Genomic DNA, 19330 nt, shown 5'->3' with positions numbered 1-19330 from the left:
GTATGGAGCGGCGGCACGGGGCCGGGGACTCCGGCGCCGTGCCTGCCGCCTGGATTTTTCAGCCGCCTAGACGAGGCCGACCCATGTACAAGGGCCGCTGGGCGGGCAGGCCCAGCCGCGGGCGTCGCGGCCGGCCGAGGGGGCGGGGTCCGCTGGGACGTGACCGGTCATGGACCTCGGCCCCGGCTCCTCCAGGAACTCGCCTACGGTTCCTTCGGGTTGGTCAACGGGCTGATACGTCCCCGTCACCCGCAGATAGGGCTGATAAAGGTCCCATCTGCGCTCGATGGTCGCGCCCTGGATGGGCAGGTCGAGCCGTATGCCCGCAGTACCTGCGGCCTCGGCGTGGGTACGGCCGCGTTCGGCGCGCTCCATGCCCTGAGCGGCACGTCGGGGTGCCGCTCCGTGTGGCGGCGGCGACGTCTTCCGGTTCTGCGGGCTGGGTTCCTTGTTCATCCTGATGTCCTTTCAGCCGCCGTCCCGGCGGTGGGCCGCCAGGCCGCGCCGCCGGGACACGGAACTCAGTCGAACAGGGAGCCGATCGCCGAGCCGGCCAGGCCGAGCAGGGGCAGGATGGGCAGCACATTGGGCTCGACGCCGTCGGTGTCGTCCCGCTGCCCGTGGACGCCGGTGGAAATCCGGTCGACAGCGGGCGTCTGGTAAGGCGTGCGGAGTGCGGTGACCGGCCCGGGGCCGGGGCGCCGCGGTGTGAACTCGTCGTTCATGACGCTGTCCTCTCAATGTGGTTCTGGCGGAACACGTGCTCCTACAGCACGGCGTCCAGGGCACCCCGCGCAGCCTTGCCCAGGGACGTCCACGGGATGTCGGACCAGCCCCAGTTGGCTTCGACACCGTCGGTGTCGGCGCCGTGGCCGGCCGAGCCGACGGGGGTCCGGTCGATCGCGGGCGTCTGGAACGGCGTCCGCAGTGCGGTGGCCGATGAGGTGGAGCTCTCACGCCACTTGTCGGTGTCAGTCATGTCGCGCGTCCTTTCCGATCCTGTGCCGATGGGCGGGGCGTGCGGCCCCGCTCACCGACGCGCAGAGGCTTGGGGATGAGGAGCCTCAGAACAGGAACTTCGCCGCCGCGCCCAGGATGTCGGGCAGGCCGAAGTTGGCCTCGACGCCGCCCGAGTCGCCTCCGTCGGCGCCCTGGGTGACGGTGGGGTTCCGGTCGATCCCGGGTGTCTGGAACGGCGTCTGCAGTGCCGTGGGCCGCGTGGGCTTCTCCTCGATGGTGAACCGCGTGTCGTTCATCGTTTTCTCCTCTCACCTGTGGGGGCCGACGACAGAGAGCCGCCGGTGGTCTGTCGGCGCTAATCGCGCTGCAGGGCCCGGCACAGCTCACGGCCGGAGCCGGTCAGGTCCCCACACATCGACCTGGCTGCTTCCGCGCCCCGGTTCTCGGACCTGTCGGCCGGTGCCTCCCAGGGATTGCGGTGAACCGCCGGGGTCTGAAGGGGAGTGTTGAGTGCCGGGCGAGTCGGTGTCTTGTACATGAGGTCTCCCTGATCCGGTGTGTCGTACGGGGTCAGTAGCCGCCGATGAAGATGTGCGGCGGCGCGAGGCTGACCGGGAGTTCGTCGCTCACGTCGTAGGTGAACAGGACGGAGCGCTTCGCCCTGCGGTCGTTCTCCGGGTCGAAGAAGGTCATGACGACGTCTTGACAGTCGGAACCGGGGCGGCAGAACGGGCTCTTGGAGACGTTGATGGTGTCCAGGGCGTAAAGCGGTTCGTCGTCGGCCCTGCCACGGCCCGGTACGTCCTTGGCCGCCATCCCTTCGGCCATTTCCCTGCCGACGTCGAAGGCGTTGGTGCCGGCGAAGTTCAGCGCCCGGTCGGCGGAGCTCTGTCCGAGGTTGCGGAACTCCCAGTAGATCTTGTCGAGGAAGGTGCGGACCATCTTCTCCACCTCCAGATCTGCCGACCCGCCTTCCATCGCGGGACTGAGCTGGAGGGCTTGCATGACCGACTGGACGAAGACGTGCTCGTTCCAGGTGTAGAGACCGCGGCTCTTCACCTCGACCACCGGGACCACCTGGCCGGAGAACAGGCGCACCGTCCGGTCGGTCAGTACGCCCGGTATCGACACTCGCGAGACGTACGCTTCGCTCTTCCGGTCCTGAACCTGCCCGACGAGGGCGTCCCGGAAGGTTCGGTAGACGGTGGACACCGGTGGATACGACAGGGTGTCCACGATGTCCGCCAGTTGGTCCCTCTTGTCACTCGTGGCCGCCTCGGCGCTGCTTCGCACCACGTCTGGCGTTGCACCGCGGTCCGTGATGATCGGCCGCGTCCAGTCCATCCCCACCGGCATCTCCGCCTCAAGCGCGTAGAGCGGTGTGGCGTCCATGTTCAGCGTCCAGGTGAGCTTGTCGCACGCCCATGGGTTCTTCGACAGGTAGGCGTGGAGCTGGTTGGGGTCGTAGACGTTCGGCTGGACCTCTTGCTCCGGGTGGTCGGCGGTGGCCGGCCTGAACTCGACCGGCATCTGCTGCCGGAAGCTGTCCCGGCGGGCCTCGGTCCGGTAGTCGAAGCCGATCGTGCCGATCGCGAAGATGAGCTGGCGTCCCTGACCACTCACGGGACCGCTCATGGTCGCCGCCGTCGCCCCGCTCGTACCCCCTCCGCAGGTGCCGCCGCAGTCGGGGCAGGAGGGACGTACGCCCTGCTCGACCGGGACGGGCGCAGGTGAGGGGGGCTGAGCCACTGGCGGTGCCGGAGCGACGTCGCCCTGGGGAACAGGCGGTGCCATCGCCTGCACGGCGGGCTGGACTCCGGCCTGCGGCACCGCTTGCTGAAATGCCGGCGCCGCGACTTGCTGGGGCGCCTGCGGCATTGCCTGTTGAAATGCCGGCGCGGCCTGGGGGACGGCGGGGGCCGTCTGGGGAACCGGCGGAGGGAGCGTGGGCGGCGGAGGCGGCTCGGCAGGCGGTGTGACCGTGGTGGCAGGAGGCGGGGCCGCGGCCGCGGACAGGCCCTCGGGCGTCTCCCCGGCGTGCGCGTGTACGGCGTTCGTGTCCATGACGATGGCTCTTCCTTTCGGTTCGGCGTAGGTCGTCCGAGGCGTCGAGGGGCCGACGGTGATGCTCACGGGGTCGCCCCGCACCTCCTGGGGGACGACCGAGCCCCTCTCCCTGATGAGGTCGAAGGCGCGCGCTGCCGCGAGCCGGCCGCCGAGGAGTCGACGGCACTTGGGCGCGTCGTCCGGGGCGCACGGCGGGCGGCTCGCGGAGGCGAGGATGGCCCGGCCGGCGGCGAGCGGGTCCGGTTCACGGCCCTCGGCGATCTGCTGGGCCACGAGCAGTGCCGCGACCCCGGTGACCGCCGGGGTGGCGAAACTGCTGCCGGTCAGCGCGGCGACTCGGCCGCCGGGGACCGCGCCCTCGATGTCCCGGCCGGGAGCGAGGACGCCGTTCGTCCGGTAGGCGGGCCCCCAGTTGTTGATGTCCAGCGGTTCGCCGGCGGCGTCGGTCGCCCCGACGGCGAGCACGGACGGCGTGGCGGCCGGAGCCTGGAGGCAGTCGCAGCCGTCGTTGCCGACCGCCGCGACCACCAGCACCCCGTTCTCCGTGCACCGTCGAAGTGCCCGCTCCAGCATGGCCTCCGCCCTGCCGTCCGCACTGCGCTCGCCGCCGCTGATGTTGATGACGTGGGCCCCCGCCTCCACGGCCTGTTCGACCGCCCGGGCGAGGTCGAGCTGTGGCACCCGGGCCACACCTCCGTCCGGGGACTCCCGGAACACCGGGAGGACGAAACCGCGGCACCGCGGCACAAGGCCGGCCACCGGAGATCCGGGCTGTCCGAACAGAAGGCTGGCGACATGGGTGCCGTGCAACGACATCGGTCCGGAACCGGCGGCGTCCGGCACGAGCGTGGCCAGGCGGGTGAGATCCGCTCCCGCGAAACACGGATGCGCGAAGTCGACGGGCCCGTCGAGCACGGCGACGGTGACCGCCGGTGTGCCCAGAAGTCCGGCCTCACCGGGAACCGCGCGCAGTACCGACCGGACGTCCATCCGATCCTCCGTTCCCCAGACCTCGTGATGCTTTCCGTTGCGAGTCAGGTTTCCCACAAAGATGTTCCTCGGATATTCGATGGAATATGGAACATTTATTGATGGCGCATCTTTTGGGCGTTCGCGGAGCGTTCAGAATGCGTTTTCGGTGTGTCGCGAAATTATTTATCGGGTCTCGGATCGATGATTCTTGAAGTACCTGATGCGGCGGGCGTGCCTGGTCCGACGGGGTTACAGCGGTTGCAGCGGAAAAACGCGTCGCGCACAGTGTTAGCTGTGATGAACGCGGTACGTGTCGAAATCCTGGGTCCATTTGAATTAATCCGTGGAGGGCGTTCGGTCGCCGTCCCGGCGGGGGCTCAGCGTCTGCTCGCCCTGCTCGCCGTGCGCGGTGAAGGGATTCACAGACGGGCTGCCGCGGAGCAGCTCTGGCCGGAGTGCACTCCGCTGCGGGCCGCGGCCAACCTGAGGTCGGCCCTGTGTCAGAGCCGGAAGATCGGCCCGAAGACCGTGGTCGTCAGTGAAGGTCACCGTCTCGCGCTGTCGTCCTGCGTCTCCGTGGATCACTGGGAGGTGTGCGCATCCGCTCGCCAACTCCTGGAGCCGGAGGACGGGCTGCAGGCCACCCCCGCAGACCTCGACCGGCTGGTCGAGGATCTCGGCCGGCCATTGCTGCTGGGGTGGGACGACGAGTGGCTGATACTCGAACGCGAACGCTGGGACCAGATGCGTCTGTACGCGCTGGAGAGCCTGGCGCAGCACTTCCTGGCCCTCGACAGGTTCCTGGCCGCGCACCAGGCTGCCCTCGCCGCGACCGCCGTCGACCCGTATCGCGAGACCGCCCACCGCATCGCCATCGAGGTCCACGCGGCAGAGGGCAATGTCGCCTGCGCGGTCAAGCACTACTTGGATTACCGCAGACTTCTGCAACAGGAACTCAGGGTCTCGCCGTCCCAGCGGATGACCGAGCTGATCCGGGAGCTGACGACGGCCTAGGGGGGTGCCACAGCCCGCACGGCTCAATCGTCCGAGCAGCTGAAGTCCCGTTCCGGCGCTCGCGCAAGTCCCCCCCACAGGCGCCCGAACAGCGCCGATGGCTCAAGCTCCGTGCCGGGCGATACGGTGGCCCCCACTAGCGGTTGGTGGGGACGAAGGGACATGGCACGTGGCCTTGAGGGCGCTTCGGTCGGCATTGGAAGCCCTGTACGTCAGACGGCTGGCGCGCAAGCTGGAAGGCAAGCCGCGTCCACGGCACGTCGCCATCATGCTGGACGGCAACCGCCGTTGGGCCCGCGGTGCCGGGCACGACGACGTCCGTGAGGGCTACCGGGTGGGCGGTGCGAAGGTCGGCGACTTCCTGCGCTGGTGCGACGCCGCCGACATCGAGCACGTCACGCTGTGGATGCTCTCCGACGACAATCTCCACCGGCCCCCGGCCGAACTCGGGCCACTGCTCGAAATCATCGAGGAGACCGTGGCGAGCATCTGCGCCGCCGACGAGGACTGGCAGGTCGAGGTCATCGGCGCGCTGGACCTGCTGCCGGGGGAGACCGCACGGTCCCTGAAGGACGCCGTCACGCGTACCAGCGGCAGGTCGGGCCTCAAGGTCGACGTCGCGGTCGGCTACGGCGGGCGCCGCGAGATCATCGACGCGGTCAGGTCGGCCTTCGACAAGCACGTCTCCGCCGGAGGCGACCCGCTCGAACTGGCCGAGAACTTCGACCTCCAGCACATCTCCGACAACCTCTACTCCCCGGCGGGCCCCGACACCGACTTCATCATCCGCACGTCCGGCGAGCAGCGGCTGTCCGGCTTCCTGCTCTGGCAGTCCGCCTACGCCGAGGTGCACTTCGTCGAGGTCCTGTGGCCGGCCTTCCGTGAGATAGACCTGCTGCGCGCGTTGCGTTCGTACGCGGTGCGGGACCGGCGCTACGGCAGGTGAAATGAGCGTCAACTGTCCCTCCACAGCCGGAGCTTGTCGGGATTGAGCACCGACCAGATCTGCTTGATCCGGTCACCGGCGATGTCGAACGCCAGCACCGACACCGGCACGCCGTCCAGCTGAGCGACCAGACCGGGCTGACCATTGACCATGCTCTCCACGAGTGTCAGGTCGGGCACCGCGTCCCTGCGCCCGGCGAAGAACCATGCGATCGCCTCGGCACCCTCGATCGGGCGGAGCACCGCCTGTACGAGTCCGCCGCCGTCGCCGGTCGCGGTGGCGTCCGGGGCCAGCAGCCCGATGAGCGCCTCGATGTCCTTGGCCTCCCATGCCGCCTTGAAGGCCCGCACGGTATCGGCGCGCCGGGCCGCCGGGACCGCCTCCGACTGCGACGCGCGCAGACGACGGCGGGCCGAGGAGGCCAACTGCCGGCACGCCGCTTCCGTACGGCCGACGATCGGGGCCACTTCGGCGAAGGAGTAGCGGAAGACGTCGTGCAGGATGAACGCGACGCGTTCAGCCGGAGTCATGCGCTCCAGTACGACGAGAAAGGCCATGTTGATCGACTCGTCGAGGGTGACCCGGTCGGCCGGGTCGACGACGGCGGCACCCGGCCGCCCGCTGATCCACTCGGTACGGCCGGGCAGCGGCTCCGGAACCCACTCGCCGACGTAGCGTTCCCGCCGGGCGCGTGCCGAGCCGAGCAGGTCGAGGCAGATCCTGCTGGCGACCGTGGTCAGCCAGCCCCCCGGCGACTCGATGGCCTCCCGCTGCTGTGGGGTCATGGCGTACCAGCGTGTGTACGTCTCCTGTACGACATCCTCGGCCTCGGTCACCGAGCCGAGTAGCCGGTAGGTGAGATTGATCAGCTGTCGCCGCTCGCTCATGATCGCGCTCAGGCTCGGATCGTCGGGCCGCGTGTGCTTGGCCCCGGATGCGTGGGTCATGGTCTCGCCGACTCCCTCGGTCACTCGGTCCCCCTTCAGTTCGACGAGATACGGCGGCGAACTGTGAGGTGGGCCGGTCGCCTCACATCGCGCAGGGCTGTGTCGTCGTACCCGATGAACACAACGCTAGCCAGGCCCGGTTCGGGCCGAGGGAGGGAACCGATGTCGGAATCCGTGCATGTCTCGGTCATCTACTACAGCGCCACGGGCACCGTGCACGCCTTGGCGCAGGCGGCAGTTGAGGGAGCGGAGAAGGCCGGCGCACAGGTGCGGCTGCGCAAGGTGCCCGAGACGGCCCCGCAGGAGGTGATCAACCTCCGGCAGGAGTGGGTTGAACACCTTCAGGACACCGCCGAGGTCGCCAACGCGAGCCACGACGACCTGGAGTGGGCCGACGTGGTGCTCTTCGGCACGCCCACCCGCTTCGGCAACCCGGCCAGCCAGCTGAGGGTGTTCATGGAGAGCACGGGACCGCTGTGGTTCCAGGGCAAGCTCGCGGGCAAGGTGTACTCGGCCTTCACCGCCTCCAACACCGCCCACGGCGGCCAGGAATCCACCCTGCTGGCCCTGGGGAACACCTTCTACCACTGGGGCGGCATCATCGTGCCCCCCGGCTACACCGACCCCGTTCAGTTCCAGTCGGGCAACCCCTACGGCACGTCCCATGTGGCGGGCGACGGTGCGCCGGGCGACGTCCAGTTGCAGGCGGCCCGGCACCAGGCCCGCCGTACCGTGGAGATCGCGGCGGCACTCAAGGCAGGTCGCGCGGCGGCCTGAATGCCGGCAGACGGGGGGAAGTGCCAACCCCGTTGCGATACCCGGAATCGGCTGAGAAGTTGCGTTTATGAGCCGAAGCGGTGTGGAAGAGACTGGCGCGGCAGATAGGGCCGTGGCAGCATGGAGCCGCCAAATTTGATCCACACAACGCAAGCGGGGTTCGGTGAAATTCCGAACCGGCGGTGAAAGCCCGCGACCCGGTCGAAGCCATCGACCGGTTGACCCGATGGAATTTCGGGGCCGACGGTTAAAGTCCGGATGGGAGTTTGCGTGTAGTGGCATTCTGGCGTTCACCGGCGCGTTCACGCGTCCGGTGCGCCCTGGGCTGTCGCGCTCTTCCGCTCCTGACCTCGTTCGCGCTTGGTGCAGGCCATGTCGGAGGAGGAGACGGGGATGTTCCCACTCGAGACCATCGAGGAAGCAATCGACACCGTGCGGGTCGGAAGGCCGGTCGTGGTGGCGGACGACAACAACCGGGAGAACGAGGGCGACCTGATCTTCGCCGCCCAGCACGCCACGCCGGAACTGCTGGCTTTCATGGTGCGCCACACCTCGGGATATGTGTGTGCTCCCTTGACCCCGCAGGACTGCGACCGCCTCGAACTGCCGCCGATGCACTCCGTCAACCAGGACCGGCGCGGCACGGCGTACACAGTGACCGTCGATGCCCGGGAAGGCGTCACCACCGGAATTTCGGCCGCCGACCGCGCCCACACCATCCGGCTGCTCGCCGACTCGGGTACCTCGGCCGGCGACCTGTGCCGACCGGGCCATGTGGTTCCGCTGCGCGGCGCCCCGGGCGGCGTGCTGCGCCGTACCGGACACACCGAGGCGACGCTCGATCTCGTACGCCTGGCCGGCTGCCGCCCGGCGGGTGTGCTCTGCGAGTTGGTCAACGACGACGGCTCCATGAAGCGCCTGCCCGATCTGCGCCGCTTCGCAGACGAGTTCGGACTACCGCTGATCACCGTCGCCCAACTGGTCCAGTACCGCCACAAGATCGGCGACACACACGACGCCCCCCGCCCCGGCGACCTGGCCGTGGGTGCCGCCCGCTGAGCCGTCGTAGGGCTCATCGGCGGCGCCACGGATTCGGCCGTGGCGCCGCCCGACGTGATCCGGCTCAGCGGGAGCCGAGAGTGACCGGCGCGCGCCTCAGACGGCGTCGAGCAGCAGCTTCGCCGCCGCCGTCGTCCCGTCCGTGCGGACCCTCTCGGCAACATCCTTCGCCCGTGCGGTCGTCTCCGGCGCCAGGGCCACCTGAAGTGCGGCCGACAGGGACTCGAAGGTCGGAGTCGGGCCGTCGTGCGCGACGCCGATGCCCAGGTCGGCCACCCGGCCCGCCCAGTACGGCTGGTCCGCCAGCTGGGGGACCACCACCTGAGGCGCGCCGGACCGCGTGGCCGTCGTCGTGGTGCCCGCGCCGCCGTGGTGCACGACGGCGGCCACCCGACCGAACAGTGCCTGGTGGTTGACGTCGCCGACGACGAAGCAGTCGTCCTGGTCGTCGACCGAGGTCAGGTCGGCCCAGCCGCGGGACAGCAGCAAGCGGCGGCCCTGCGCCCGGACCGCCTCGACGGCCACCTGGGCGACATCCGCCGAGCCGTGCATGGGCATGCTGCCGAAGCCGACGTACACCGGCGGAGCCCCGGCGTCGAGGAACGCCGTCAACTCGGCCGGGAGCGGCGCGAGATCGGGCACGACCCACGCGCCGGTCTGGACGACGTCCAGCTCGGGCGCCCCGTTCCAGGGATCCAGCACCGGGTCCGTCGCCAGCCACGGGCGGTCACCGATGACGTAGTCGCGGACTCCGTCCACCGGCGGCAGGCCGTTGGCCACCCGGTTCGTGTTGAGCGCTTCGCCGAACAACTCGTCGACGCTCTGGGCGTCCAGGTCCCACAGCGCTCGGTTGTCGGTCACCTCCGGCGGGAAGGACCGACCCCGGTACGCCAGCGGCGGGCGGTGCGGCGACGGCAGGGTGATCTGCTGGAAGGTCACCGACACGGAGGGGATGCCCACCTTCTCGGCCACCGACAGCGCACCGGCCGCGGCGGGCATCGCGCCGGTCGCCACCAGGACATCGCACCCCTCGGCCGCCGCGACGACCGACTCGAACTGGCTCGCGATGATCTCTGCCGCGCGCTGCGGCATGGAAGGCGGCGGCACCTGGCGCGTCAGCTCCCGCGCCGACGGACCGACCGGCACCATCGGCACCCCGATCCCGGCCAGCCGCCGCGCGAAGTCCTCGTCCGGCGGCGCGCACACCACGGCCTCCGCGCCCAGTTCCCGCAACCGCAACGCGAGTCCGGCCAGCGGCTCTACGTCCCCCCGTGACCCGTAGGTCGACAACAGCGCACGCACTTGGTCAATCACCCGTTTCAGCAGTTCCCGGCTCAGGCCGACGATTCTGCGTCACCGACGGGGCCTTGCCGCAAGCCCCCCACCGGGCTATACATTGATCATGGCAAGGAGGAAGGACGCCTTGCCCTTTTTCATGAGCGCCTCGCGCTATGTTCGGGCCATGTACTCGACGAGCGTCTCGTGGCATGTGAACGCACCGCGCGCGGCCGTGTACCGGGCGCTGCTGGACGCGGACGCGGTCGAACGGTGGCGGGTGCCGGACGGGATGACGTCGCGGGTGCACCGCTTCGAGGCGCGGGTGGGCGGCGCCTTTCGCGTGTCGCTGACCTACGACGTGCCCACAGCTGCCGGGAAGTCGGAAGCGAACACCGATACCTACCACGGGCACTTCACCGAGCTGGTGCCGGACGAGCGGGTGGTGGAGGAGCTGGAGTTCGAGACCTCGGATCCCGCGCTGCGCGGCACGATGACGATGACCACCAGCCTCAGCGACGCGGACGGCGGCGGTACGGACATCCTCGTGGTGCACGAGGGACTTCCGGACGCGGTGCCCGCCGCGGACAACGAGACGGGCACGCGGATGGCCCTGGCGAGGCTCGCCGGGCTCGTGGAGGGCCGTCAGGGCCCCGGATGAGCGATCAGCGGGCGCCGGTCCAGTTGTGGGCGACGTCCAGGACGATCCGGTCGGTCACCACCTGCACGCGGAACGGCAGCCGCGCGCGGACCCCGAGCCCGACCAGCGTCTCCCCTTCGAAGCTGCCGGCGAACCGGGTGTCCCGGAAGGTGCGATAGCCGGTGAGGTCGACACCCGGCAGGGGCCTGTTCACCCGACCCGGATAGGTGGGGGCACCGGTCTCGGGGTCGTAGGCGGGCGCGGCCACCCTGACCTCCAGGACGGCACCGCCGCCGACGGGTACATGATTGCCCGAGCCGTCCTGGTACAGCCGGGCGACGTACCGGACCGAGTAGCCGAGGCCCGCCTTGCCCGCGCCCGGCACGTCGACGACCATCCGGTCGTAGCAGGCGTGGCGGCCGGTGCGGATGTTCTCGACCGGTGTCGCCGTGGAGACGGACCGGACCTTGGGCTGGCTGCCCCAGCCGGTCGGGCACGCCGTGGTCTGCGCGGTGGCGGCCGAGGCGGTGGCGGCGGGCAGTGCCGGCGCCCCGAGGGCGGCGATGACCGCGAGTGCCATCCAGGTCGTTCTGACTCTTGTTGCTCTGATTCTTCGCATTGCGTCCCCCGACGTGTGCGTGGTTCTGGTATCAGGGGAGACAACCGTCTTGGGGGAATGGTTGCGGTACATCCTAAAAGATTCCCATGTCGACGTCCCGGATGAATGTCCCGCTCCGGATCGGGTACGCGGCCCCCACGACCGCCGCCGCTACCAGGGGATCTGTGATGGAGACACCCGCGAACCGCTACACCGCCACGCCGGCCCGGCAGGCGCTGGACGCGCTGGCCGACAACCATGAGGACATCGCGGCGCTGGACACGCTCGCCGGGAGTGAGGTGCTGGTGCCCGTGCCGGACGATGCCAGTGAGGAGGACGCCACCGACCCGGCCGCCGTCGCGCTGCCCGTGCTGGAGCAGCCGGACGGGGATCCTGTGGTGCCGGTGTTCACCTCGGAGCCCGCGATGGCCGAGCTGCTGCCGTTCGTCGGCCGCTACCGTCTGGTGCCGCTGGGCGCGCTCGCCGCGCAGTGGCCTGCCGACGATCTGTCCCTGACCATCGACGCCGGCTCCCCGCACCCCCTCACGCTCACCTCCGAGGGCGTACGCACGCTGCTGGCCAGGCCCTGAGACGAGGCCGGGTCGGCTCCTGAGAGCAAAGGCCGGGCCTGGCCCGGCCACCAAGCGTCGGAGGGGGAGCGGCCGGGCCGTCCCGGCGATGGGTTCGCGCAGGTCCGAGTGGCACCGACTCCGCTCGGTCCGCGCGTCACGATCGCCGATCCCCTGACGATAGGACCGTCCCGGGGCGGCGTCGCTCCCTCTTGCGCGATGTCTGTCCGCAAAACGCGGCGGAACAGCGCGGCCGGGCTCAGCCCGAGGTGCGCAGAGTCTGCGAGGGCGTCTCCCCGAACCGCTCCCGATAGCGCCGCGCGAACCGGCCGAGATGCGCGAAGCCCCACTCGTACGCCACCTCCGCCACGGTCGTCGAGCCCGGCGCGGACGCCCTGAGCTGACCGTGGACGCGGTCCAGCCGCACCTCACTGACGTACGCCATCGGCGGCACTCCGACATGCTTGCGGAACGCCTCCTGAAGCGTGCGCACACTCACCTGAGCGATGTCCGCGAGCCGCGCCGCGTCGTACGGCTCGGCGGGCAGTTCCTGTACGGCGTCCATGACCCGCTTCACGGCGGCGGGCCGCATCGGTGGCGGCGGGCCCTCCAGCTCGGCCCGGTAGGAGTGGTCGGCGGCCAGCAACAGCCCTTCGAGCAGGGTCTGTTCGAGGCGTCCGCGGATCAGCGGGCGGCGCAGCAGTCCGTGGGCGAGCTCCTTGTCCAGCAGGAACCACCGCGCCAGCTGGGCCCAGCTGCGGCCGGGTCCGCGGCTGACGTCGATGTACGGCTCGAAGCGCGGCGGTCGGCGTACCGGTCTGCCCAGCAGGCTCTCCAGGCTGTGCAGCACGGCCGCCTTGTCGATCTTCACGGTCAGGGAGTGACAGTCGGGCGCCCAGTCGTCGACGGCGATGCCGTATACGGGATCGAAGAAGAGGGCCCGCTGCGGGGTGGCGAACAGGGCGTCGCCGCGGCCCTGTTGGAGACGGAAGCCGCCCTCCAGTGGCACGGCCACGTGATAGACGCCCGGTTCGCCGAAGCTCATCCGCACGTCGGTGCCGAACGACACATCGCCCACGACCAGCGAGCCGAGGTCGACGACGCCGAGGGTGGTGCAGAACTCCGAGGCGGGACCGGCCACTTCGAGACGGAGGTCGTAGTAGTGGGCCGCTATGGCGTCGTGGCTCTCCTCCACTGAACGCGTCGTGTACGTGATGAACTCGGCGGTACCGTCCTCGTCCACGGCCAAGTCGGTGTCTCCCCGTCCCCACAGGGTTTCTGGGAGTGATGATGCCCAGGGGGCCGGGATTTAGAACGGTCCGCCGGGCCCCGGGTCAGCCGTGGAGCATACGGGCCAGCACGTCCCGCTGCAGCGGCAGCACCTCGGCGTGCAGATCACGGCCCTTGGCGGTGAGGGTGACGTAGACGCCGCGCCGGTCCTCGACGCAGATGGACCGCTGGACCAGGCCTTCCTTCTCCAGCCGGCCGATCAGCCGGGACAGTGCGCTCTGGCTCAGATGCACCCGTCCGACGAGGTTCTGCACCCGGCACTGCTCGCCCTCTTCGGGCGAGGCGGTGGCGAGGATGTCGAGCACTTCGAAGTCGCTCGCTCCCAGCCCGTGCGGATGCAGCACGCGGTCGATCTCGCACATCGTGCGCGCGTGCACGGACAGGATGTCCCGCCACCGTTCCTCTAGCCCTGCACCGGCCGTCTTCGCTGCCATAACTGCACGGTAGCACCGAAGCGGCCATTTGTTTACAATGCAACTAGTGCATGTGCAACAGCCCGGGACCGATCACTTCTCGGTGTCCTGGAGCAGCCCGATCATGTTCCCCTCGGGATCCTTCAGGAACGCGATCAGCCGCCCGCCGCCCACGTCCTGCACATCCTGGAGCGACTCGGCACCGGCCTCCAGCAGAGCCGTGCGGGTCACTCGGATGTCCTCGACGTGCCAGTACGGCACCGGCCCCGTCATGCCCTTCGCATGCCCGTTGGGGTCGAGCCCGACGTCCTGCCCGGCGTCCTTGTAGCCGACGTAATACGGCTCGTCCGCATACGGCTCCACGCCCAGCAGAGCGCCGAAGATGGCCTTCGCCCGGGCGAGGTCCTTCACGGGGTACATGATCGTCTGAACACCGGCGGTCATGGCGTACTCCTTGGGAGATCAGATCCGACGCGTCTCGTCGGTGCTTTCACGCTAGGGCGGGGCCGCCCCGCACGCTTCTCCGAAACTGACCGCTTGCTCCACCGGTGCATCGCTGTCAAGCCTGGTCTCGCCATCACGCCCGTCGAGGCGGAGCATGGAAGCTGAGCGACGAAGGAGGCCCGCCATGACATCCGGAGCCTCGGATATGTGGTACTCGCGCACGCCGTCCCAGGCCGAAGGCGAACGCGACGAAGCGAGCGAACGTCCGGCGAAGGAGCAGCACCCGGACGTCGCAAGGACCGAGCCGTCACAGGCGGAGGGGGAGCGGGGGGACGAGGAGTAGCGGGCGACGGGAAAGGGTTGGACGGGGTGATGCTCGGCTTGTAGCTTGCAGTGGACCGCGACACCGCCCGAGGAGGTGAGACCCATGAACGCTGTATCGATGTGGGTGCTCCTCCTTCCCGTCACGGCCGGCGATTGACGTAGGTGTCGCCGGGAGCGCCTCGACAACAAGGCACTCCCGAAAGGCAACACCTATGGACTCTTCGCAGTTCACCGCCGAGCCGTCGCCGAGCGACACGGTCGAGCGCGACTTCGACGTGATCATTGCCGGGTGCGGGCCGACCGGCGCGATGCTGGCCGCCGAACTACGGCTGCACGATGTGCGGGTACTCGTTCTGGAGAAGGAAACCGAGCCGGTCTCGTTCGTCCGCATCGTCGGTCTGCATATGCGCAGTCTCGAGCTGATGGCGATGCGCGGACTGCTGGATCGCCTGCTCGAACACGGACGACAGCGTCCGGCCGCCGGATTCTTCGCCGCCATCCCCAAACCCGCACCCAAGGGCCTGGATTCCGCGCACGCCTATCTTCTGGGCATCCCGCAGCCGGTCATCGTCCACCTGCTCGAAGAGCATGCGCTCGCAATGGGTGCGCAGGTCCGGCACGGTTGCGCGGTAGCCGGCTTCGAGCAGGACGACGAGGGTGTGACCGTCGAGCTGGCCGACGGCGAACTGCTGCGTGCGCGCTATCTCGTCGGCTGTGACGGCGGGCGCAGTACGGTGCGCAAACTGCTCGGCGTCGGCTTTCCCGGCGAGCCCTCGCGGACCGAGACGCTGATGGGCGAGATGGAAGTGGGTGTGCCGCAGGAGGAGATCGCCGCCAAGGCGACCGAACTCCGCGAGACCCCTCAGCGATTCTGGCTCCGGCCCTTCGGCGAAGGGGTCTACAGCGTCCTAGTCCCCGCCGCGGGAGTCAGCGACCGCGCGCAGCCGCCCACCCTCGAGGATTTCAAGCAACAGCTGCGCGCCATCGCCGGAACCGATTTCGGCGTGCACTCCCCGCGCTGGTTGTCCCGCTTCGGCGATGCCACCCGGCTGGCCGAGCGTTACCGGGTCGGGCGGGTGCTGCTGGCCGGCGATGCGGCACACATCCACCCACCCATCGGCGGACAGGGCCTCAACCTCGGTGTTCAGGACGCCTTCAACCTCGGCTGGAAACTGGCCGCCCAGGTCCGCGGCTGGGCGCCGGAAACATTGCTGGACACCTACCAGGCCGAACGTCATCCGGTCGCCGAGGAGGTGCTGGACAACACCCGCGCCCAGACGGAACTGCTGTCCATCGAACCGGGCCCGCAGGCCGTGCGCAGGCTGCTCACCGAACTGATGGGCTTCGACGAGGTGAACCGCCATCTGATCGAGAAGATCACCGCGATCGGCATCCGCTACGACTTCGGCGCAGGCCCCGACCTGCTCGGCCGCCGCCTGCCCGACGTCGACGTGAAACAGGGCCACCTCTACGGTCTGCTGCATCGCGGCCGCGGCCTGCTCCTGGACCGCACCGAACGCCTGACCGTCGGCGGCTGGTCGGACCGGGTCGATTACCTCGCGGATCCCACTGCGGCACTGGATGTTCCGTGCGTCCTGCTACGCCCCGACGGCCACGTCACCTGGATCGGCGACGACCAGCAGGACCTGGCCGACCACCTCTCCCGCTGGTTCGGCAAGCCCACCAGGCGGCGAGGACGATGACAGTCACGAGATTGGCTCCCTGGCCGCACGCCTGAAGGCCCTCGACATCCGCTGCCGAGTGGCACGTCGCTCCGCCCTGATTGAGATCGCCTGGGACCTACCTGCCTACGTCATCAGCCGCTTGCTCGGTTTCGACCAGACCACCGCGGAGCAGTGGCAACGAGACAACCGGGGCTACGGAGCCGCCTACGCGGCGGAACTCGCCCCCCGCTGAGCCACTTCACGATGCACACCGCTCAGTGATCGGTGGAGGGCGACTCCGCTGAGGCGTGCAGCAGTAGGTCGCGCAGTGCCGTGGCGGTGTCCGACGGCTCGGTGGGGGTGAGGACGACCTGGTCGGCGGTGGTCGAAGGGCCGGTGAGGGGGATGATGCGCAGGCCGGGTGGCTGGTGGTCGAGTGCGGATTCGACGGTGATGCCGATGCCCGTTCCCGCGGCGACATGAGCGGCGATGGCGTGCACGCTGTCGGCGGTTCTGATGATGCGCAGGTCGGCTCCGCCGATGTGGAAGGCGGACAGGAGGCGGTCGCAGAGACCGCTGTTGATCTGGTGAGGCCAGGTGAGCAGGCCGGTGGTGGACAGTTCGGACGCGCTCAGCTCGGCGTGCCCGGCGAGGGGGTGGGCCGCGGGTACGAGCGCCATGAACCTCTCGGTGGACAGCACCCTCGCGGTCACGCCGGTGACGTCGCCGGTCGCCCAGCCGATCCCAAGGCCGATCGTCTCCGCCCGCAGAGCGGTGACGATGGCTGTGGTCGGCATGGCTTCCGGCACAATCGTCACGTCTGGGAAACGGTCGCGCAGTTGCGGCAGACAGTGCAACAGCAGCTGGTGGCCGGTGTATTCGGCGTGGGCGACGACGAGAGTCGTGCGAGTCCGGTCGCCGGCGGCGAGGGAGCGTCCGCGCTGCTGGAAGCGGCGTAGTTGGGCCAGGGTGGCGTGAGCGTCGGGCAGCAGCGCTTCGCCGAGATCGGTCAGTGACACCCGGCGGCTGGTGCGGTGGAACAGCCGCCCGCCCAGCGCGCTCTCCAGGCGCCTGACGGCGTCGCTGACGGTGGGCTGCCCCCGGTGCAGGCGCGCGGCGGCGCGGCCGAAGTGGAGCTCTTCCGCGACCGCGACGAATGCTTCCAGTTCCATCCTGTCCACGGGGCCAGGCTAACGCGATCGATCGGTGTGACCGATCGCTGCACGGTGAAGTTCGGCGTTGATGCCGTGCCGTACGCAGGTTGTGATGGCTGGGCAAGCAGGGATCCTCACGACCGGAAGTAGTGAAGAGAGAACATGACAGTCAATGACGTTGACCGTGAGCACGATGCGCCGATGGCCACGGTGACCGTGGTCTACCACTCGGTGCACGGGCACACCCGGGTCCTGGCCGAACACCTCGCCGACGGGGCGCGGCTGGTGCCGGGCGCTCAGGTACATCTCGTCGAGATTCGGCCCGAGGACGTCATCGCGGGCCGTTGGCACGATGCGGAGGTGCTGGCGCTGCTCGAGCGCTCCGATGCGATCGTCTTCGGCTGCCCGACGCTGATGGGCAGCGTGTCGGCGGTGTTCAAGGCGTTCATGGAGGCGGCGTTCACGCCGTTCACGACGCAGGCGTGGAAGGACAAGCTGGCCGGTGGGTTCACCATGTCCGCCTCGCAGAGCGGCGACAAGCTGGCGGTCCTGGAGCAACTGGCGGTCTTCGGCGCGCAACTGGGCATGCAGTGGATCGGCGTGGGCGACATGCCTGGCAACAACTGGAGCGGCGGCACCCGCGACGATGTGAACCGGCTGGGCTCGTGGCTGGGTCTGATGAGCCAGAGCCACGCCGACCAGGGGGAGGAGCAGGCCGGATCGCGCGGCGACCGGATCACCGCGAAGCGGTACGGCGAGCGGATCGCCCGGCTGACTCAGCGTTGGGTCAACGCCGTGCCGTACGACACCCCCCGGATGACCGAACACGATTCCCGCGCCCTGTCTGCCTCCCTCAGGGAGACAGACGACGCACCGGCAGCACTGACTGGCGCCTAACCCCGCAGATCACCCCGCCCGCAGTCTCGCCGGCGCCCCGGTAGCTCTTGTCGGCCCAGCACTTCATGTCGCCTGACCGCAGCCCCAGGCCGAACGTCCGAGGGCGGTCACGCGGAACGCGGCCGCGCGGAGGTCATCTCGCGGAGGTGCGGGGGTGGTTCTGGTCGCGCCAGGCCCGGGGCGAGATTCCGTACGTCTGTTTGAACACCTTGCTGAAGTGGGTGGCGTCCGCGAAGCCCCACCGCCGTCCTATCGCCGCGATGGTCAGCCGTTGGCCGTTCGGGCCGGCCAGCTCTCGCCTGCATGCGGCCAGGCGGCGTGTGCGGATCCAGTCTCCGAGGCTGATGCCCGACCGGGACAGCACCGCGTAGAGATGACGCACGGAGATGTCGTGTGCGGCGGCGATCCGTGCCGCCGACAGATCGGGATCAGCCAGGTGCTCCCGGATGTATTGAGTGATCCGCAGGCTGAGGGTCGCTTCCAACGGTGCTCTGGCCAGGCTGGCGTTGCCGTGCTGGGACGTCAGGACGGCACGCAGGAGTTCGATGCTGGGTTCCACGACGGCGTCGGCGTGCCCACCCTGGTGTAATTCGTCGCTGACGGCCAGTTGGGAGAAGTAGGTGAAGGCGAGGCGCGCAACGGGATTGTCGGATCCCAGCGGGACCGCGGTGATGTCGCGGAGCAACCGGTCAGGGAGGGCGAGTGCCGCGCGGGGGAAACGGATGAAGCGGTAGTCGACTCCCTCCTCGAAGAGATGTGTGTAGGGAGCGATCGATTCGTAGACGGCGAATTCCCCCGGCCTCAGCAGGCACTCGCGACCGTTCTGCACCACCACGCTGCTGCCCGTCATCTGAACCCCGAGAGTGACGGCCGGCTCCTCGTCCTCCCGGGCGAGCCGCTCCGTGCGACGGAGGGTGACCGCGGTCGCCCGCGCCGAACAGATCCTGATGGGCCCCACGGTGCCGAGCCCGATGCGAACGGAGATGTCCTCGGCCGCAGGACGGTGGTCGATATCGACCGCCACCATGGATTTCCACACCGCGTTGCGGATCACTTCCTCCCGATCCCGCGGCGGTATGAACGCGGTGTCCAGGACCGGGCTCATGAGGCAGACCTTCGTCTGCATCGGTCACAGAGCCGGCCTGGCAGTACTTCTGCCCGTTCCCCCACAAGTCCCCCTCGAACACGGACGGTTCCCGACATCAGTCTGGCGGGAGTTGATCTCGCTGTACAACGGCTTCGACGGGCACGTGCAGGGCCCTCGCCGGATGCGGCGTCACCTTGAGGCAGTGCACTACTGACAAAGGTCCCTGCACGGAT

At 69.3% G+C, this 19330-nt stretch carries 23 protein-coding genes and 1 riboswitch; of the genes, 10 read left to right on the top strand and 13 right to left on the bottom strand.

The features are described 5' to 3' along the window. Nucleotides 1-66: 66 nt before the first annotated feature. The 5 genes from OHT76_RS04125 to OHT76_RS04105 form a co-directional block, all read right to left on the bottom strand. Nucleotides 67-456 (bottom strand): hypothetical protein, encoded by a 390-nt coding sequence (locus OHT76_RS04125; protein WP_328869345.1) that lies wholly within the window; start codon nt 454-456, stop codon nt 67-69. Nucleotides 457-521: 65 nt separating this feature from the next. Continuing rightward, nucleotides 522-725: a hypothetical protein gene (locus OHT76_RS04120; protein WP_328869344.1), complete on the bottom strand. Its 204-nt coding sequence runs from the start codon at nt 723-725 to the stop codon at nt 522-524. A gap of 41 nt (nt 726-766) precedes the next feature. Beyond that, on the bottom strand, nt 767-979 hold the full coding sequence (locus OHT76_RS04115; RefSeq protein WP_328869343.1) for a hypothetical protein: 213 nt from the start codon (nt 977-979) through the stop codon (nt 767-769). 85 nt (nt 980-1064) lie between these two features. Next, entirely contained in the window at nt 1065-1256 is a 192-nt protein-coding gene (locus OHT76_RS04110) for a hypothetical protein (protein WP_328869342.1), read from the bottom strand. A 274-nt stretch (nt 1257-1530) separates the two neighbouring features. Next, nucleotides 1531-4017, bottom strand: coding sequence for a S8 family serine peptidase (locus tag OHT76_RS04105; protein ID WP_328869341.1), 2487 nt, complete (start codon nt 4015-4017; stop codon nt 1531-1533). Between the two features lie 279 nt (nt 4018-4296). Between OHT76_RS04105 and OHT76_RS04100 the strand changes: the two genes are divergently transcribed. Continuing rightward, the gene (locus OHT76_RS04100; protein WP_328869340.1) at nt 4297-5013 is read left to right on the top strand and encodes an AfsR/SARP family transcriptional regulator; all 717 of its coding nucleotides are present in this window, start codon (nt 4297-4299) and stop codon (nt 5011-5013) included. Nucleotides 5014-5188: 175 nt separating this feature from the next. Further along, the gene (locus OHT76_RS04095) at nt 5189-5959 is read left to right on the top strand and encodes an isoprenyl transferase (RefSeq protein WP_328876450.1); all 771 of its coding nucleotides are present in this window, start codon (nt 5189-5191) and stop codon (nt 5957-5959) included. 8 nt (nt 5960-5967) lie between these two features. Here OHT76_RS04095 and sigJ read toward each other — a convergent pair whose 3' ends face one another. Then, nucleotides 5968-6906 carry an RNA polymerase sigma factor SigJ gene (gene sigJ, locus OHT76_RS04090; protein WP_328869339.1) on the bottom strand — a complete coding sequence of 313 codons (939 nt, stop codon included), beginning with the start codon at nt 6904-6906 and terminating at the stop codon, nt 5968-5970. A 162-nt stretch (nt 6907-7068) separates the two neighbouring features. Here sigJ and wrbA point away from each other — a divergent pair, with 162 nt between their 5' ends. Further along, the gene (gene wrbA, locus OHT76_RS04085) at nt 7069-7683 is read left to right on the top strand and encodes an NAD(P)H:quinone oxidoreductase (protein WP_328869338.1); all 615 of its coding nucleotides are present in this window, start codon (nt 7069-7071) and stop codon (nt 7681-7683) included. A 145-nt stretch (nt 7684-7828) separates the two neighbouring features. Further along, nucleotides 7829-7957, top strand: a riboswitch (FMN riboswitch). A 119-nt stretch (nt 7958-8076) separates the two neighbouring features. Beyond that, the gene (gene ribB / locus OHT76_RS04080; RefSeq protein ID WP_328869337.1) at nt 8077-8742 is read left to right on the top strand and encodes a 3,4-dihydroxy-2-butanone-4-phosphate synthase; all 666 of its coding nucleotides are present in this window, start codon (nt 8077-8079) and stop codon (nt 8740-8742) included. A gap of 96 nt (nt 8743-8838) precedes the next feature. Here ribB and OHT76_RS04075 read toward each other — a convergent pair whose 3' ends face one another. Beyond that, on the bottom strand, nt 8839-10044 hold the full coding sequence (locus tag OHT76_RS04075; RefSeq protein WP_328869336.1) for a glycosyltransferase: 1206 nt from the start codon (nt 10042-10044) through the stop codon (nt 8839-8841). Nucleotides 10045-10204: 160 nt separating this feature from the next. On the opposite strand from OHT76_RS04075, the gene OHT76_RS04070 reads away from it, so the two are divergent. Then, the gene (locus OHT76_RS04070; protein ID WP_328869335.1) at nt 10205-10678 is read left to right on the top strand and encodes an SRPBCC family protein; all 474 of its coding nucleotides are present in this window, start codon (nt 10205-10207) and stop codon (nt 10676-10678) included. A 4-nt stretch (nt 10679-10682) separates the two neighbouring features. Here OHT76_RS04070 and OHT76_RS04065 read toward each other — a convergent pair whose 3' ends face one another. Next, nucleotides 10683-11276, bottom strand: coding sequence for an AMIN-like domain-containing (lipo)protein (locus OHT76_RS04065; protein WP_443049712.1), 594 nt, complete (start codon nt 11274-11276; stop codon nt 10683-10685). A gap of 167 nt (nt 11277-11443) precedes the next feature. On the opposite strand from OHT76_RS04065, the gene OHT76_RS04060 reads away from it, so the two are divergent. After that, on the top strand, nt 11444-11845 hold the full coding sequence (locus OHT76_RS04060) for an SseB family protein (protein WP_328869333.1): 402 nt from the start codon (nt 11444-11446) through the stop codon (nt 11843-11845). A gap of 238 nt (nt 11846-12083) precedes the next feature. Here the strand turns inward: OHT76_RS04060 and OHT76_RS04055 are convergent, their stop codons facing one another. From OHT76_RS04055 to OHT76_RS04045, 3 genes are all read right to left on the bottom strand, one after another. Beyond that, nucleotides 12084-13067 carry an AraC family transcriptional regulator gene (locus OHT76_RS04055; RefSeq protein ID WP_328876449.1) on the bottom strand — a complete coding sequence of 328 codons (984 nt, stop codon included), beginning with the start codon at nt 13065-13067 and terminating at the stop codon, nt 12084-12086. A gap of 91 nt (nt 13068-13158) precedes the next feature. Continuing rightward, the gene (locus OHT76_RS04050) at nt 13159-13548 is read right to left on the bottom strand and encodes a MarR family winged helix-turn-helix transcriptional regulator (RefSeq protein ID WP_328869332.1); all 390 of its coding nucleotides are present in this window, start codon (nt 13546-13548) and stop codon (nt 13159-13161) included. Nucleotides 13549-13620: 72 nt separating this feature from the next. Beyond that, a complete protein-coding gene (locus OHT76_RS04045) occupies nt 13621-13971 on the bottom strand; it encodes a VOC family protein (RefSeq protein ID WP_328869331.1) in 351 nt (116 codons plus the stop codon). A 184-nt stretch (nt 13972-14155) separates the two neighbouring features. Here OHT76_RS04045 and OHT76_RS04040 point away from each other — a divergent pair, with 184 nt between their 5' ends. The 3 genes from OHT76_RS04040 (at nt 14156) to OHT76_RS04030 (ending at nt 16212) form a co-directional block, all read left to right on the top strand. Further along, nucleotides 14156-14314, top strand: a complete 159-nt coding sequence (locus tag OHT76_RS04040) for a hypothetical protein (protein ID WP_328869330.1) — start codon at nt 14156-14158, stop codon at nt 14312-14314. Nucleotides 14315-14507: 193 nt separating this feature from the next. Beyond that, nucleotides 14508-15998, top strand: a complete 1491-nt coding sequence (gene rox, locus OHT76_RS04035) for a rifampin monooxygenase (protein WP_328869329.1) — start codon at nt 14508-14510, stop codon at nt 15996-15998. Between the two features lie 58 nt (nt 15999-16056). Further along, complete coding sequence (locus OHT76_RS04030; RefSeq protein ID WP_328869328.1) at nt 16057-16212, top strand: hypothetical protein; 156 nt, start codon at nt 16057-16059, stop codon at nt 16210-16212. Nucleotides 16213-16234: 22 nt separating this feature from the next. Here OHT76_RS04030 and OHT76_RS04025 read toward each other — a convergent pair whose 3' ends face one another. After that, nucleotides 16235-17131 (bottom strand): LysR family transcriptional regulator, encoded by an 897-nt coding sequence (locus tag OHT76_RS04025; RefSeq protein ID WP_328876448.1) that lies wholly within the window; start codon nt 17129-17131, stop codon nt 16235-16237. 183 nt (nt 17132-17314) lie between these two features. Here OHT76_RS04025 and OHT76_RS04020 point away from each other — a divergent pair, with 183 nt between their 5' ends. Continuing rightward, the gene (locus OHT76_RS04020; protein ID WP_328869327.1) at nt 17315-18010 is read left to right on the top strand and encodes a flavodoxin family protein; all 696 of its coding nucleotides are present in this window, start codon (nt 17315-17317) and stop codon (nt 18008-18010) included. Nucleotides 18011-18143: 133 nt separating this feature from the next. Here OHT76_RS04020 and OHT76_RS04015 read toward each other — a convergent pair whose 3' ends face one another. Further along, complete coding sequence (locus OHT76_RS04015; RefSeq protein ID WP_328869326.1) at nt 18144-19115, bottom strand: helix-turn-helix domain-containing protein; 972 nt, start codon at nt 19113-19115, stop codon at nt 18144-18146. Nucleotides 19116-19330: the final 215 nt, after the last annotated feature.

The organism is Streptomyces sp. NBC_00287, from assembly GCF_036173105.1.
Classification (GTDB): domain Bacteria; phylum Actinomycetota; class Actinomycetes; order Streptomycetales; family Streptomycetaceae; genus Streptomyces.
This window is presented reverse-complemented; position numbering and strand designations above follow the sequence as displayed.

Coding starts and splice junctions, on each gene's coding strand:
- OHT76_RS04125 (WP_328869345.1), bottom strand. CDS start 456: ATGAACAAGGAACCCAGCCCGCAGAACCGGAAGACGTCGCCGCCGCCA.
- OHT76_RS04120 (WP_328869344.1), bottom strand. CDS start 725: ATGAACGACGAGTTCACACCGCGGCGCCCCGGCCCCGGGCCGGTCACC.
- OHT76_RS04115 (WP_328869343.1), bottom strand. CDS start 979: ATGACTGACACCGACAAGTGGCGTGAGAGCTCCACCTCATCGGCCACC.
- OHT76_RS04110 (WP_328869342.1), bottom strand. CDS start 1,256: ATGAACGACACGCGGTTCACCATCGAGGAGAAGCCCACGCGGCCCACG.
- OHT76_RS04105 (WP_328869341.1), bottom strand. CDS start 4,017: ATGGACGTCCGGTCGGTACTGCGCGCGGTTCCCGGTGAGGCCGGACTT.
- OHT76_RS04100 (WP_328869340.1), top strand. CDS start 4,297: ATGAACGCGGTACGTGTCGAAATCCTGGGTCCATTTGAATTAATCCGT.
- sigJ (WP_328869339.1), bottom strand. CDS start 6,906: ATGACCCACGCATCCGGGGCCAAGCACACGCGGCCCGACGATCCGAGC.
- wrbA (WP_328869338.1), top strand. CDS start 7,069: ATGTCGGAATCCGTGCATGTCTCGGTCATCTACTACAGCGCCACGGGC.
- ribB (WP_328869337.1), top strand. CDS start 8,077: ATGTTCCCACTCGAGACCATCGAGGAAGCAATCGACACCGTGCGGGTC.
- OHT76_RS04070 (WP_328869335.1), top strand. CDS start 10,205: ATGTACTCGACGAGCGTCTCGTGGCATGTGAACGCACCGCGCGCGGCC.
- OHT76_RS04065 (WP_443049712.1), bottom strand. CDS start 11,276: ATGCGAAGAATCAGAGCAACAAGAGTCAGAACGACCTGGATGGCACTC.
- OHT76_RS04060 (WP_328869333.1), top strand. CDS start 11,444: ATGGAGACACCCGCGAACCGCTACACCGCCACGCCGGCCCGGCAGGCG.
- OHT76_RS04050 (WP_328869332.1), bottom strand. CDS start 13,548: ATGGCAGCGAAGACGGCCGGTGCAGGGCTAGAGGAACGGTGGCGGGAC.
- OHT76_RS04045 (WP_328869331.1), bottom strand. CDS start 13,971: ATGACCGCCGGTGTTCAGACGATCATGTACCCCGTGAAGGACCTCGCC.
- OHT76_RS04040 (WP_328869330.1), top strand. CDS start 14,156: ATGACATCCGGAGCCTCGGATATGTGGTACTCGCGCACGCCGTCCCAG.
- rox (WP_328869329.1), top strand. CDS start 14,508: ATGGACTCTTCGCAGTTCACCGCCGAGCCGTCGCCGAGCGACACGGTC.
- OHT76_RS04025 (WP_328876448.1), bottom strand. CDS start 17,131: ATGGAACTGGAAGCATTCGTCGCGGTCGCGGAAGAGCTCCACTTCGGC.
- OHT76_RS04020 (WP_328869327.1), top strand. CDS start 17,315: ATGGCCACGGTGACCGTGGTCTACCACTCGGTGCACGGGCACACCCGG.
- OHT76_RS04015 (WP_328869326.1), bottom strand. CDS start 19,115: ATGAGCCCGGTCCTGGACACCGCGTTCATACCGCCGCGGGATCGGGAG.